The following is a 13,752-nucleotide window of genomic DNA, read 5'->3' as shown; positions in this document are numbered from 1 at the left end:
AGGTCCTTGATGCTGAAGATGATGATTGAGAGGAATAAGAAAGACGAGACCGGTATTGCGCCCTACCCGAATTTGATGTTCTATGATACGGTCACTGATACGACCTTGCGCTCCGGCAGTTCCGACTCCGGCGATGCGGGACGCCGCCAGATCCTGTTTGGTGGTGAATACGGCAACCTGCTGACAGGCGGCGACAAGTACGACGAGATCTACGGCGACGATACGCTCGACGGCGGCGGCGGCAACGATTACATCGAGGGCGGGGCCGGCGACGACAAGCTCGACGGTGGTACCGGCAGCGACTGGCTGCGTGGCGGCAAGGGTATCGATACCTACAGCTTTGGCGCCGCGTTTGGAAACGACACCATCGTCGACAGTGATGGCCTGGGCAAAATCGAGATCGCCGGGAGCGTGATTACCAATGGAAAAGGCGTCGGCAAACGCAGCCAATGGGTCGCCCAACTGGCTTCTGGCGAGTACGTTGGCCTGGCGGTATACGACGCCTCGTCCAGTGTCACCGGCAAGCGCATGATCATGACCAAAGGACTCGACAGCAATAACGCGATCACGATCGACAATTTCGACCTGGCGAAGGCATTAAGCAGCGAAGGATATCTTGGGATTAAAACTCGAGAGCCAGTCGAAGGTCGCCCTGAAAATCGGTCCGGGGAAAAACGTGTACAACGAACCCGGCTTCGTCGAATCGAGCCTGGAGGCGCAGCTGGCGACCATCAGCGAAGGTGGCGCCGCCACCTTCACCATGTCCTTGAGCGCGCCAGCCGGCGCGGGCGAGACAGTCACGCTGTCGCTCTCCGGCGTGAGCGGGAAACTGATGGTGATGGTCGACGGGGCCCTGGTCGCCGCCGAAGGGGCCGTCATCGCGCTGAGCAAAGGGCAGGCCGAAGTCGTTTTCTCGCTGGTCCAGCGCGGTGACTTTGATGGCGATCTGCCGGAACCCTGAAGGCCAGCCACAACCGTCCGGACGGCATCGCCAGCACCAATACCATTGTGCTCAGTCTGAAAGACACAGGCAACGCTACCTATACGATTATGGGAGATCAACATGCTCCTTTAAGCGCGAATGGCCACTCTTACGACTGGACCAAGGCGCAATACCACGCCGATGGAACCTTGGTTGGCGGTGTCGCCGAGACGAATTTTTCCGATGCGCTTATAGGTGGAAACGTTAAAAACAAGATACTCGGCCTGGGCACCGCCAGCGGCCGGCCAGACGACCTTGCCGGCGAACTATGCCAACAGCCTGAATCCGACGATTGCCGCCAACTGGCGCTAATGTTGTCGTAGCATCATCACAAAGCCCGGCAAGACACGGTGCAACGCCGTGCCTTGCCGGGTTTTTTTTGTCCGTGGCTGTCTCAGACGGCGCGCGTGCGCGCCAGTTCGATCAGCGCAAACAGGCGCGCGCTGCGCATCCAGCCGATGGTGACCACCGCCGCCTGCGTGAGCAGCAGCGCTTCCGCAAATCCGATCGCATCGACGCCCGCCGTGTTGGCGCGCGCCAGCGACAGCAGGGCGGCCAGCACCAGCCCTGCGAGACTGATGACGATGTAGCTGCCCAGGGACGCCAGCGGGTGCCGCGCCAGCAGCGTGCAGCCCGACAGCCAGGCCGATAAGGCCGAGCGCTTGCCCGGGTCGGCCGCCAGAAAGGCGCGGCCGGCGTCGAGCGACGCGGCGACAAGTCCCATCAGCAGCACCGTGAGCACCTGCGCGAGCGTCATGAGCAGCGCCGCATCGCCGGCGCTGGTGACGGTGGTGAGGCGGGTCGATGCCGCTCCGATGGCGGCGTTACCAACCATATAGGCCAGCCCGAGTGGCAGCGCACCGATCGCCAGCATGCGCAGCATGGGCCAGTAGTAGCCGGCGCCGCCGCGCAGCAGCGCCGCGAAGCCCGGCGCCTGCGCGCTGCGGGCCGCGGTCGCCACCATCCCCGAGAGCAGGGGCGAGATGAGCAGCGTGACGGTGGCCGCCAGCGCGCCGACCTGGATGAAGGTTCCCTGCTGGCGCGCCTGGACGTCCAGCAGGTCGCCGATGGCGGTCATGTCGAGCGCGCGCGCCAGCGCTTGCGCGTGTACCGAGTAGTCCAGGTTCGCGGACAGCAGCTGCCAGGCCGGCAGCGCCAGGATCAGGGTCGGCACCAGCATCCACAAGGCCCACAGCAGCAGCAGGCGCCATTGCAGCGCGGCGTGCACCGCGCGCGGCACGCAAGCCATCGACAAGGCGGGCGTCTGTTTCATCACACGGTCGCAATCAGGGAAAAGAGAATGTTGAAAAACGCGGCCAGCTCGCCCGTCCAGCGGCGCGAAGCGCTGCCGTCCGGGTCGAGCGTGCGGCTGTCATCGAGTTTGCTGGCGTCCAGATAATGCTGGCGTTTCGGATCGAGTTCGGCCGATAGCGCGCGCACTGGCTTTACCCAGCTGAAGGTGCGCGTCTTTTTCTGGTCGTCCCACAGTACTGTCTCGCTGCTGCCGTCGGCGAACTTGACGAGCAGGCTTTGCGCGACCGCAGCGCCGCGCCGCTGCAAGATGACGCTGGTGCGCCAGGCCCCGGGCTTGCCCCCGGCCTCCGCTTGGCTCGACAAGCGCGCGATGCGGTCGTCCACGCTGGCCGTGCCGTACACCTGCTGCGCGAACGCGGCATGCACGGCGGCGCGCTGGCCGCTCACTTCGGCCAAGGTGTCGCGCAGGTCGGCGGTGCTCGGATGGCGGAACTTCCAGCGCCTGTAGTATTCCTTGAAGGCGCGCTCGGTCGCCTCCTTGCCGATGCGCTGTTCCAGGTCGCGCAGCATGGTGGCGCCGCGCATGTACACCGGGCCGATGCCCTTCAAACGCATATGGGCGTTCTGCCCCAGCGGATCGGCCGCTTCGCCGGGCGCGGCGTCGTGGCGTTCGACGTCGAAGGGCTCGAACCCGGGCGCAATTCCGAGCGTGGCCAGCAGCGGCGGGCCGCGATAGGTCTTGCGTCCGGTGTCGCGCAGCATGCGCTGGTTCCAGTATTCGTTCAAGCCTTCGTCGAGCAGCGGTTCTTCGACTTCGTTGGAGGCCAGGATGCCGTAGAAGTAGCTGTGTCCCACTTCGTGGATGGCGACCAGATCGAGATCGAAAGCGTCCGCCGTCTTCGGCACCACCTTCTCGTGGCCGGTGACGGTGATAAAGGTCGGGTATTCCATGCCGCCGGCGCTGTCGGCATTGAGCGGCGGGACCACGATGGTGAGCGTCTTGTACGGATAGGCCCCAAGCGTCTTCGAAAAATAGCTCAGCGCATCGGCGGCCGCGGTCAGGGCCGGGGCGGCGGTTGCCGCGCGTTCGGGCGGGAACAGCACTGACAGCTGCACCTGCGCTCCGTCCGGCGCGCTCCAGGTTGAGCGCAGCGGCGGCGCGGTGCGGCGGTCGGCGGTCCAGGCGAAATCGTGGACGTCGCCCTGCACGTAGTGGTGGGTCAGCATGCCGCCGCGTTCGACCGGCGCGCCTTGCAGTTCGCCGGTGGCGCCCACCGTATAGCCCTTGGGCGCGGTCAGCTTGACGTCGAAGCGGCCGAAGTCGGCGTAGAACTCGGTCTCGTGGTGATACTCATGCACGTTCCAGCGCGCCCGCGTGGCCCCGCGTTCGCCCGGCAGCTCCAGCACCCCGATCTTGGGGAACCACTGGCCCACCAGGTGAAAACTGCCGAAGTAGCCGGTGCTGGCGACCACGCGCGGCAACTGGGTCAGGAACGCGATGTCGACGCTGGTCGAGGCGCCCGGCGCAACAGGCGTCGGCAGGTCGAAGCGCACCACTGTCTGGTCGGTGGCGGGGCCACCGTCCGGCTGCACGAAGGACCAGCCGACTTTGTTCCCGCCCTGGGTCACGCTGCGCAGCGCGATATGGCCCCATTCGCCCGCCTTGACAGGAATGCGGTAGCCGGCCGCGCGCTGCTCGGTGAAGTAGGTGCTGCCCGCATCCTTGAAGGCGTTCATGTACAGATGCAGGTAGATGCTGCGCACGGTCTGGGCGCTGCGGTTGCGCCAGGTGAGCGTTTGCCGGCCGTCGACCGTGTGCCTGACCGGGTCGAGCGATGCTTCGATGCGGTAGTCGACTACGCGGTCCGACAGGGTCGCCTCGCTGCCGCTGCGCGGACCGCCCCACGCGTGCGGGGCGCTAGGCACGTTGACCGCGCTGGCCGAGGGCAGGGCGAAGCCGATATCGATCTCGGTCGCCGGTTGCGGGATCGGCGTGATGGTGATGTCGGCCTGCGCCAGCAGTTCGGCGCCGGCCATGGCGGCAGCGGCGAGCAACAGCGCCCTTAAGGCCATGGTTCGGGTTCGCTCTTGCATGCATTCTCCTGCGCCGCCGGGGCGCTGACAGTCGATCGGGGCCGGCAGCCGGCGAGGCGCACAGCATGCCACAACAGCCGCTGGTGCGCTACGCGAGTCGCCACGCAGGCGCTACGTGAGGCTCAGCCCGGATCGCGACTGCGACTATAATGGCGGCAGTTTTGGTGCCCGCCCGCGTGTTCACGCCGGCTGTTAAACGGGAAACACAGGATTCGTTCCAGGTGTGCTGCCCCCGCAACGGTACTGCAAGCGCCTATGGCCTTGCCAGCCCGGATACCGGCCAAAACAGGTGGACACGATGCCGCGCAGCGCGCACCGGTCCGTGCAATCCGGCTTGCGGGGACGCAGGCCAGGACTCATTTTCTGAAGACGACATCATGATTTTTGCAGTACTGCCGCGCCGCGCGCTCTCCGCCACGCCGCTCGCCCTGGTTTCCGCCCTGTCCCTGTGTTTTGCCTCAGGTTTGGCGACAAGCGCCACGCTGGCGGCCCAGGCCCTGCCTGAGGTGACCATCACCGGCGCGCGTTTCGCCAGCGACCCGGCGTTCGCGCCCATCGGCGCCACCGTCATCACCGCCGACGACATCCGCCGCGCCGGCGCGGCCGATGTCAACCAGGCCATCCGCAAGATCGGTGGCGTGTACGGTCGCCAGAGCCTGGACGGCTCGCCCGATTTCAGCCTCGATATGCGCGGTTTCGGCACCAACAGCAGCCAGAACATGGTCATCACGCTCGATGGCGTGCGCATGTCCGAAAGTGAATTGACCAATGCGGCCCTGTCGTCGATTCCGGTCGAGACGGTCGAGCGCATCGAGATTATCCGCGGCGGCGCCAGCGTACTGTATGGCGAGGGCGCCACCGGCGGCGTGATCCACATCGTCACCAAACGTCCGCAAGCGAACGGCCGGCGCGGCATGCTGCGCGCGGAAGCCGGCCAGTTCGGCCTGCGCGACCTGCGCGCCGCGCTGGCGCAGTCGTGGAACGGTTTCGCCCTCGACGCCTCGGTCGGCAGGGCGCGCACCGACAACTACCGCGACCACAACGCGTTCGAACTCGATACCTTCAGCGGCGGCGCCCAGTGGGCTTACCAGAGCGGCCGCATCGGCGTGCGTTACGACCGCGCGCGCCAGGAGTCGGAGCTGCCGGGGCCCCTGAGCGCCGCTCAGTTCCGCGACAATCCGCGCAAGGAAAGCACCCCGTACGATGTCGGCGCGCTCGACTCGGACCGCCTGACCGCGTTCGCCGAGCAGCGCGTCGGTGCGCTCGACCTGGCCGCCGAGCTGTCGCGCCGCGAGCGCACCGCCCGTTCGGCCTATTTCTTCACGCCCGAGGGCTCGAAGGCGACCTACGAGAGCGTGCAGACCCAGTTTTCGCCGCGCTTGCGCTATCTGGCGCCGATGGGCGCCATGCTCAACGAACTGGTGGCTGGCGTCGACCTGGTCAAATGGACGCGCGTGACCGATTCGGATTACTCGAACGCCGACGCGGCGCAAAAGTCCCGGGCGCTGTACCTGCGCGATGAACTCACCTTCGGCGGCGAGCACAAGGCCCGCATGGCGGTCGGTGCGCGCCGCGAGCGCTTCGAGAAAGACGCGACCGATACGCGCGCTTTCGCCACGCCCTACGATAGCAAGCAAACCCTCAACGCATGGGAAGTGCAGGGCAGTGTCGACGTCATGCCGGCCGTGAACCTGTACGCCAAGGCGGGCCGCAGCTACCGCGTGGCCAACGTCGACGAAAACGGCTACCGCTCCTCGCCCGGCCTGCTGGCGCCGCAAACCTCGCGCGACCTGGAACTGGGCCTGGTCTACGGCACCGGCAGCCTGGGCGCGACCGCGCGCCTGTTCCGCCACCAGCTGCGCAACGAGATCTTTTACGATCCGAGCGCAAACGGCGGTTACGGCGCCAACACCAACCTCGATCCGACCCAGCGCAAAGGCGTGGAAGTCGACGCGCACGCCAGCATCGCGCGCGACTGGCGCGTGAACGCCAACTGGCAGTACGTGCGGGCGCGCTTCACCGAAGGGCGCAACGCCGGCAGCGAAATGGTGCTGGTGCCGAAGAACGTGGTCTCGGCGCGCCTGGCCTGGGTGCCGGGCAATGGCCATAGTGCCGATATCGGCGCCCAGTGGGCCGGCAAGCAGCGCTTCGGCGCCGATTTCGCCAACACCTGCGGCGTGCGGATCTCGTCGGCCACGACGTTTGATGCGCGTTATGCGCGCCAGATGGGCGCCTGGGAGTTCGCGGTGGCCGGCCTGAACCTGGCGGACAAGCGCTACACCAGCAACGCCTTCGGCTGCAACAGCGGCATCTATCCGGCCGACGGACGCCAGCTGAAGGTCTCGGCGCGCTACGACTTCTGATGCGCCAGCGCCTCGCCATCGCCGCGCTGGCCGTGTGCTCGGGCCTGGCCGGCGCCGCCCCGGTAACGGTGGTCGATGACGCCGGGCGCCGGGTGGCGCTCGCCGCGCCGGCCAGGCGCATCGTGTCGATGGCGCCGCATGTCACCGAGCTGCTGTTCGCAGCCGGCGGCGGCGCGCGCATCGTCGGGGCGATGAGCTACAGCGATTATCCGCCTGCCGCCAAGACGATTCCCCTGGTGGGCGACAACAGCCAGATCGATATCGAACGGGTGCTGGCGCTCAAACCCGACTTGCTGGTGGTCTGGCAGAGCGGGAACACGGCGCGCCAGCTGGAGCAGTTGCGCCAGCTCGGCATACCGATGTTCTACAGCGAACCGGCGCGCATCGGGCAGGTGGCCGACAGCCTGCTGCGTTTCGGCCAGTTGCTCGGCACCGAGCGAGAAGCGCGGGCGGCGGCGGCCGCGTTCCGGGCCGATATCGCCGCCCTGGGCGCGCGCTACGGCAAGCGTTCCCCGGTCAAGGTGTTCTACCAGGTCTGGGACAAGCCGCTGTACACCCTTAACGGCCAGCAGGTGGCGAGCGACGCGATCGGCCTGTGCGGCGGCGAGAATATTTTCGCCGCGCTGGCGGTCAAGGCGCCCTCGGTCGGCATCGAGGCGGTGTTGCAGGCCAATCCGGAAGCGATCGTCGGCAGCGTGCCGCACGACCCGTCGGAGGCCGGCCTGGCGATGTGGGCGCCGTACAAGACCCTGCTGGCGGTGCGTAATGGCAATTTGTTCACGCTCGACGGCGAATTGCTGACCCGGCCCGGGCCGCGCCTGGCGCAGGGCGCCGCCATTCTTTGCGAAAAACTCGAGCTGGCGCGTCAACGCCGCAGGTAGACGCGCGTTTATAGAGCAAGACGCGCAGCGGCGGCGCGGCTAACCGGCACGGCATTTGCAACGCAATGTAAAATGCGGGACTGTCGCCCCGGACCTGCCGCAAAAAGTGGTAATCTCGCGAACGTCGTCTTAACTTAAACATGAAGGATATTTATGCGTTTCCTGCGTATTGCTCTCGCTGTCGCCAGCCTGGTCGCCACCACGGCGTTCGCGTCGCCCGCCGATCCTAAAGATGGCGCCGAATTTGTCACGCTGGCGAGCCCGCAGCCGACCAAGACGGTCGGTAAAAAAGTGGAAGTCATCGAATTTTTCATGTATCACTGCCCGGCCTGCAACGCGCTCGAGCCGCACCTGGCCGACTGGGTCAAGAAGCAGGGCGACAACATCGTGTTCCGCCGCGTGCACTTCCCGGTCTCCGGTCCGACCGATCCCGAGGCGCACCTGCACCTGACGCTCGAAGCGATGGGCAAGTCCGAAGAAATGAATCCAAAAGTGTTCCGCGCCTTCCACGTCGAGCGCCTGCGCCTGAACAAGGATGACGCGATTCTCGACTGGGTGCCGAAGCAGGGCATCGACAAGGCCAAGTTCATGGAATACTGGAACTCGTTCGGCGTGCTGACCAAACTCAAAGGCGCCGAGCAGGTCATGCGCAACTACAAGATCGATGGCGCGCCGAGCCTGGTCATCGATGGCCGTTTCCTGACCTCGCCAGCGGCTATCGGCGGCGCCAATCCGGGCCTGACCAATGCGACCGTGTACCCGGCGGTCCAGCAAACGCTTGACGCGCTGGTGGCCAGGGCGCAAAAAGAGAAGGCTGGCGCCGCTGCGCCGGCTGCCGCGAAACCTGTTGCCAAACCTGCCGGCAAATGAGCGATCCTGAAGAAAAACTCATCAAAATCTACGACGGCTCGCGCCCCGTAGAGGAAGATTTGTTCGAGCGCAGCTGGATCAACCAGTTGGCGTGGAGCCTGGTCGTGGTGCTGTGCAGCCTGCTCGTGTGGTTTGCGATCGCCATCGTCAATGCCGAAAACCAGCGCCACGCCCTGATGACCAAGCAGTGCGCCGATCCGGTGTTCAAGGGCGAGATCGATATGCGCTGCCTGCAGGTGGTCAGCTCGCGCGAGCACTGGTGGCAGCATCTCTGGCATGGCATCACCCATCTGAGGCCGGAGCAGAAGTAATCCCGCGCCGCCGGGTCCGTGATTGACGGGCCCTGCGGCGTCAACGCTGTGCGCTTACGCCGGCAAAGCGATCACGAACCTCGCGCCACCCATCTCCGACTGCTCGACCGCAATGGTGCCGCCATGCAGCGCCACGGCCTTCTGCGCAATCGACAGTCCCAGTCCGAACCCGCCCGTGCTGCGGTCGCGGCTGCGGTCGATCCGGTAGAACGGCTCGAACACCTTGCCGCGTTCGCCTTCGGGAATGCCCGGCCCGTCGTCTTCCACCACGATTTCCACCCCGTCCGTGCGGCGCGCCGACAGCGCGATGCGGCCGTTGCCGTACTTTTGCGCATTCCTGAGCAGGTTGCCTACCGCCCGCAGCAGCAGGCGCCGGTCGCCGTTCATGCTGCCCAGCGCGCCGTCGAGCCGCACCTGCGGCTGCGCCGCCAGCGGGTCGAGCGCATCGACGCACCCGAGCAGTGCGGGCGCCAGTTCAAAGTCGGCCTGTTGCAGCCCCTGGCGGCTGTCGAGCCGGATCATGCTCAACAGTTCATTGACCAGGCCGTTCAGCTCGGCCACGTCGCCTTCCATCGCCGCGATGCGCGTTTCCAGCGCCGGATCGTCCGCCGCCGAGCGCAGCAGCTCCAAGGCGAATTCGAGGCGCGCAATCGGCGTGCGCAGTTCGTGCGAGACGGAATGGAGCAGGTTTTTCTGGGCGTCGAGCAAGCCTTCGATGCGCCCGGCCATGTGATTGAAACGCTCTGCCAGCGGATAGATGCTGGCGCGCGGCTTGAAGACGGCGCGCGCCGCCAGCTTGCCGGCCCCGACCTCGTCGGCCACGCGCGAGAGCGCCTGCAGCCCCAGCCAGTGCGAGCGCGACCACAGCGCGGCCGGCACCAGCAGGAACAGCGCCACGATCACGTAGCGCACCGCTTCCATTTCCAGCGCCAGGCTGATGTCGATCGGCAGTTCCTGCGCATGAATGACTTCTTCGGCGCTGCCGATATAGCTCTCGCCATGCAGGTCGACCCGGCGGTAGAAGGCTTTGTGGGCGGTGTCGAGCACCAGTTCGCCGCGGTCGAGCGCGCCGTGCTGCTTGGCCGGCAGCGCGGACCGGGCGCTGGCCAGAGGCACCAGGTCGAGCTTGACGTCGGACACTTCGCGCACCTTGTTCAGGCGCACCAGCCACTCGTCGGCCGGGGCTTTGTCGATATATTGTTCCAGCAGGAAAATCTGGGCTGCCGCCTGGCGCCGCGCGATATCGTCCAGCGGGTCGCCGAACAGGCGGCTGATGGCGACATAGATGAAGAACGTCGCGACCGTGATCGACAGCATCACCAGCACGAAGAAGCGGAAGAAGATGCGGTTCACGCGGGTTGCCCGTCAAAAGACAGGCCAATGGTCGCCACCGCGCTCGCCGGCATTGCCGGCACGAAGAAGCAGCGGTTCATGCGCGTTCCCCGCCACAACGTTGTTCAAGAACTGTTGCCATAGCTATCGCCTCTCCTTGCGCAGCATTGTATAAGAGCGGCGCGCATCGCGGTATTACAAAAAAGTGACAAATGGGGGACAGATGTTGGCGGAATTGTTGCGCGCTTGTCGTTATGATGGCGTTACTCGTATTCGGTCTGCCTGCCACTTTGGTGGCGGCGGGTCTCGTTCACAATCGTTGAAAGGATTCGCCATGTCCGTTTTGATTCGTCTTTTATCCTGTCTCCCTCTGGCGGGCGCCGTCGCGCTCGGTGGCTGCGGCGGCGGCGGCGACAGCACGCCGGCCCCATCGCAGACCCAGCCCGATATCGTGGTGACGCCAACGCCAACGCCAACGCCAACGCCAACGCCAACGCCGACCCCGACGCCAACGCCGACGCCGACCCCGACGCCAACGCCGACGCCGACGCCGACGCCGACGCCGACCCCGACGCCGACCCCGACGCCAACCCCAACTCCGACGCCGCTGGTGGAACCGATCGTCGGGATCGAGCCGTTCATCAAGCGCGCCCAGACGGCTACCTGCGCCAATATGACCAACGCGATCTACTTGATCGACAAGAAGGATGTGTTGACGGTCCAGTCGGGTGACTGCCCGGACAATGGCACGCGTATTGAACTGACCAGCCTGGCGTCCGGCACGAAAATCTGCAGCAGTACGTCGACGATCGCCGGCCTCAAAACCGAATGCGCGAACCCGGCCATGGTGGACGACTTCAAGTTCATGGCCAGCAACGCCGGTAGTTGGGACTTTGTCGACAATATCGGCCGTGGTCATGTCGCTCAAGAAGTTAAATTCCTCCCAGCAAATGGACTCAGCGTGGACTTCAAGACCGTCACCAGCGACCGCTTCTCTGGCGTGAGCACGGCGCGCAACGTGGTGGTGCGCGATCAGGCCGCGTTGGCGGCCCTGTGGGCCGAGCACAGCGCGACCCGCAGTCCGGCCCCGGCCGTTCCCAAGGTCGACTTCAGGACCGAGATGGTGATCGCCTTGTTCGGTGGCAATGACTCGGCCTGCGCCAGCTTCGGCGTGCGCCGCGCCGCCGCCGTCGACGATCACCTGGTGATCTATTACGAGCGCAAGGATCCCGATCCGGCCATGGTGTGCATTGCCGTGGTGGCCAACCCGATGCAGATGATCGTGGTGCCGCGCGTCGACGCCGTGGTCGACTTCGTCAAGATCACGACCCAGGAAGTGCCGTTCGCCGAAGTCTACCGGACCGACTATGCGAACACCCAGGGGCAGCAAAACTACGTGATCAAGGATGCCGGCACCATGTCCACCGTCTGGCGCAAAGTCACCTCGAATCAAGCGCCGCCGCTGGTCGATTTCACCAAGGACATGGTCGTCGCCGTCTTTGGCGTGGGCGGTTACAGCGGTTGCTTCACCAGCAAGATCGAGAGCATCTACCGCGAGGGCGGCAAGCTGCACGTGTCCAGCGTGAACTTGTCGCCGGGGCCGACATTCGGCGCTGCGTGCACACCGGCCTTCACCAACCCGGTCCACCTGGTCAAGATGCCGCGCTCGGATGAGCCGGTGGTGTTTTCGAGCCAATCGCGCTACCTCTAGGGCCGTTTCCGCTACCCGACGGCGCGCACCAGCGTGCCGTCGGGCCGGACCCATGTATGAAAATACTCCTGACCTTCCTGCTCGGCGCCGCTTGCGCGCCGGTTCATGCGCGCACCCCGGCGGTCAATCTGATGCCGGACGGCAGCCGCGACATGTACATCGGGATCGGCTTCGTGTCGGCCCCGGCGTACGACGGCGCGCGCCGCCCGCGCCGCATGGCGGTGCCGGTGCTGCAGGGCGAGTGGAGCAATGGTGTCTTTGTTTCTGGCATGAATGCCGGAATCCATCTGTCGGACCAGCCCTCGCTCGAATTCGGGCCGCTGCTGGCGGTCCAGGCGCGCCGCAGCGAATCGGGCAATGGCGCGGCGCTGGGCGGGGCGTCGCTCAATTCCATGATCGTGAACACCTCGTCGCTGACCCCGGAGGACGGCGCGCCTCCCAACCAGCCAGGCGTGAACGCGCGTAGCGCCGGCCCCAACCGCCTGTCCGGCATGGATGTGATCGACACGCGCCTGCAGCTGGGCGGCTTCGTCAATGTCTATCTCAGTCCGGATGTGCGGCTGACCAACAATATACTTGCCGGGGCCGGCAAGGGTTCCGACGGCGTCATCTGGAACCTGGGCATCCAGCGCGTGATGGTGCAATCGTCGCCGCATCACCGGGTGGCGCTGGCGGCCGGCGTGAGCGTGGTCAACCGCAGCTACAACAGCAGCTTTTTCGGCGTCACACAGGGCGAGTCTTTGCGCAGCGGTAACCGCGCGTATGCGCCCGGCGCCGGCCTGAACGGTGCCAGCGCCGGGGTGCGCTGGCACTGGTCCCTGACGCCGTCCTGGCTGCTGATTAATAACGTGCAAGCAACCCGCGTGCTCGGCGACGCGCGCAAGAGCCCGCTGGTGGAGCGTCCCACCGGCTTTCTCGTGTCGAGCGCGCTCGCTTACCGGTTCTGATGATGAACGCGCCACGCCACCTCGCCTTGCTGCTGGCGCTGCTGTCCGCAGCCGGCAGCGCCAGCACGCGTGCCGCCGGTACGGAATGGCTCAGTTACCGCGATGCCTACCGCGCCATGATCGTGTTCGAGAAATATGGCCGCCCGAAAAATTATTTGCAGAACCAGATCCAGTTGGTGCCGGCACGCAAGGGCGTGCTGCCCGACACCATACAGCTGAGCTTGCAGCTCAAGGGCAGCAGCGTGCGCCTGCCACTCGATGCCATCGGGCGCGCGGTGTTTCCGGTGCTAAAGGCCGCGTTCGACGAAAACGCGCCGCTGCTGATCGACGGCGGGGCCGGGCCGGTCAGTTTTCGCGCGCGCATTTCGATTGTTCCGCGCACCGATGGCGTGTACGACAGCGCCGAGCTGCGCGCCGCCTGCGCCCAGGCGCTCGACTACCAGCGCTACACCGGCGCCAGCGCGCGCGGCAGCGCCTGCGTCGGCGTGCGTTTCGTGTATCCGGCCGAGGGCGCGGCGCCGCAGTTGCGGGTGCGCGGCAACGGCCAGCCGGCGCTGTTGCCGGTGGCGCTGGGCGCGGCCTTTCCGGGCGACGAGCATGGCGCTTACCGCGTCGTCAATTATCGCTTCGCCGAGCACGCCGGCGCCGCCCAGTTGCTCGCGGCTGGCGCGCCGCTGGCGATCGCACCGCTCATCGAATAGCGGGCTCGGCAGCGAGGCCATGCGGCGTGGCCGGATGGCGCCGGCGATGTCGAATACACATTTACGACAAATGCCAGACATTTCGAGGCGGAAAGGGGAAGCCTTAGCATCTAAGCTATGCGCATCGGGTTTTCCGTTCGCCCTCGATGCTCCGGTGTCGTGGGCTTTTTTTATTCCAGGGACGCGTGTCCCATTAGCACGATGGCGATGCAGCGGGCCGCGCGACGGCGCCTGCCATCGGCGCATCGTGGCACGCCGCCACGCGTACGCAGGCGCGCGGCGGCGTTGACGAAAACTCAGCAATTT

Annotated in this window: 12 protein-coding genes, 1 pseudogene and 1 riboswitch; of the genes and pseudogenes, 10 read left to right on the top strand and 3 right to left on the bottom strand. The window is 65.9% G+C overall.

The features are described 5' to 3' along the window. Positions 1–9: 9 nt before the first annotated feature. From F1609_RS35355 to F1609_RS13205, 3 genes and pseudogenes are all read left to right on the top strand, one after another. Positions 10–285 (top strand): annotated as a pseudogene (locus F1609_RS35355) (hypothetical protein); the annotation flags it as partial. A 331-nt stretch (positions 286–616) separates the two neighbouring features. Then, a complete protein-coding gene (locus F1609_RS34575) occupies positions 617–961 on the top strand; it encodes a hypothetical protein (protein ID WP_229421867.1) in 345 nt (114 codons plus the stop codon). A 47-nt stretch (positions 962–1,008) separates the two neighbouring features. After that, positions 1,009–1,305, top strand: coding sequence for a hypothetical protein (locus F1609_RS13205; RefSeq protein ID WP_167076885.1), 297 nt, complete (start codon positions 1,009–1,011; stop codon positions 1,303–1,305). Positions 1,306–1,376: 71 nt separating this feature from the next. On the opposite strand, the gene F1609_RS13200 is transcribed toward F1609_RS13205, so the two are convergent. Both F1609_RS13200 and F1609_RS13195 read right to left on the bottom strand, forming a co-directional pair. Beyond that, positions 1,377–2,255: a hypothetical protein gene (locus tag F1609_RS13200; protein ID WP_167076884.1), complete on the bottom strand. Its 879-nt coding sequence runs from the start codon at positions 2,253–2,255 to the stop codon at positions 1,377–1,379. After that, a complete protein-coding gene (locus tag F1609_RS13195; RefSeq protein WP_167076883.1) occupies positions 2,255–4,330 on the bottom strand; it encodes a M1 family metallopeptidase in 2,076 nt (691 codons plus the stop codon). Before F1609_RS13195 ends, F1609_RS13200 begins: the two co-directional genes overlap by 1 nt. A 145-nt stretch (positions 4,331–4,475) precedes the next feature. Further along, a riboswitch (cobalamin riboswitch) is annotated at positions 4,476–4,629 on the top strand. Positions 4,630–4,707: 78 nt separating this feature from the next. Between F1609_RS13195 and F1609_RS13190 the strand changes: the two genes are divergently transcribed. From F1609_RS13190 to F1609_RS13175, 4 genes are all read left to right on the top strand, one after another. Continuing rightward, on the top strand, positions 4,708–6,693 hold the full coding sequence (locus tag F1609_RS13190; protein WP_167076882.1) for a TonB-dependent receptor: 1,986 nt from the start codon (positions 4,708–4,710) through the stop codon (positions 6,691–6,693). Further along, positions 6,693–7,574: a cobalamin-binding protein gene (locus F1609_RS13185; protein ID WP_167076881.1), complete on the top strand. Its 882-nt coding sequence runs from the start codon at positions 6,693–6,695 to the stop codon at positions 7,572–7,574. Before F1609_RS13190 ends, F1609_RS13185 begins: the two co-directional genes overlap by 1 nt. Positions 7,575–7,727: 153 nt before the next feature. After that, positions 7,728–8,444 (top strand): thiol:disulfide interchange protein DsbA/DsbL, encoded by a 717-nt coding sequence (locus F1609_RS13180; protein WP_167076880.1) that lies wholly within the window; start codon positions 7,728–7,730, stop codon positions 8,442–8,444. Continuing rightward, positions 8,441–8,755: a hypothetical protein gene (locus F1609_RS13175; protein WP_167076879.1), complete on the top strand. Its 315-nt coding sequence runs from the start codon at positions 8,441–8,443 to the stop codon at positions 8,753–8,755. Before F1609_RS13180 ends, F1609_RS13175 begins: the two co-directional genes overlap by 4 nt. Before the next feature lie 54 nt (positions 8,756–8,809). Here the strand turns inward: F1609_RS13175 and F1609_RS13170 are convergent, their stop codons facing one another. After that, on the bottom strand, positions 8,810–10,108 hold the full coding sequence (locus F1609_RS13170) for an ATP-binding protein (protein ID WP_167076878.1): 1,299 nt from the start codon (positions 10,106–10,108) through the stop codon (positions 8,810–8,812). 313 nt (positions 10,109–10,421) lie between these two features. On the opposite strand from F1609_RS13170, the gene F1609_RS34570 reads away from it, so the two are divergent. The 3 genes from F1609_RS34570 to F1609_RS13155 are packed head-to-tail and all read left to right on the top strand — an operon-like array spanning position 10,422 to position 13,446. Continuing rightward, complete coding sequence (locus F1609_RS34570) at positions 10,422–11,798, top strand: hypothetical protein (RefSeq protein ID WP_229421866.1); 1,377 nt, start codon at positions 10,422–10,424, stop codon at positions 11,796–11,798. Between the two features lie 56 nt (positions 11,799–11,854). Beyond that, positions 11,855–12,745, top strand: a complete 891-nt coding sequence (locus tag F1609_RS13160; RefSeq protein WP_167076877.1) for a MipA/OmpV family protein — start codon at positions 11,855–11,857, stop codon at positions 12,743–12,745. Between the two features lie 2 nt (positions 12,746–12,747). After that, positions 12,748–13,446, top strand: a complete 699-nt coding sequence (locus F1609_RS13155) for a hypothetical protein (protein ID WP_229421865.1) — start codon at positions 12,748–12,750, stop codon at positions 13,444–13,446. Positions 13,447–13,752 lie beyond the last annotated feature (306 nt).

Origin of the sequence: Massilia aquatica, from assembly GCF_011682045.1 — a bacterium.
GTDB lineage: Bacteria > Pseudomonadota > Gammaproteobacteria > Burkholderiales > Burkholderiaceae_D > Telluria_A > Telluria_A aquatica.
This window is presented reverse-complemented; position numbering and strand designations above follow the sequence as displayed.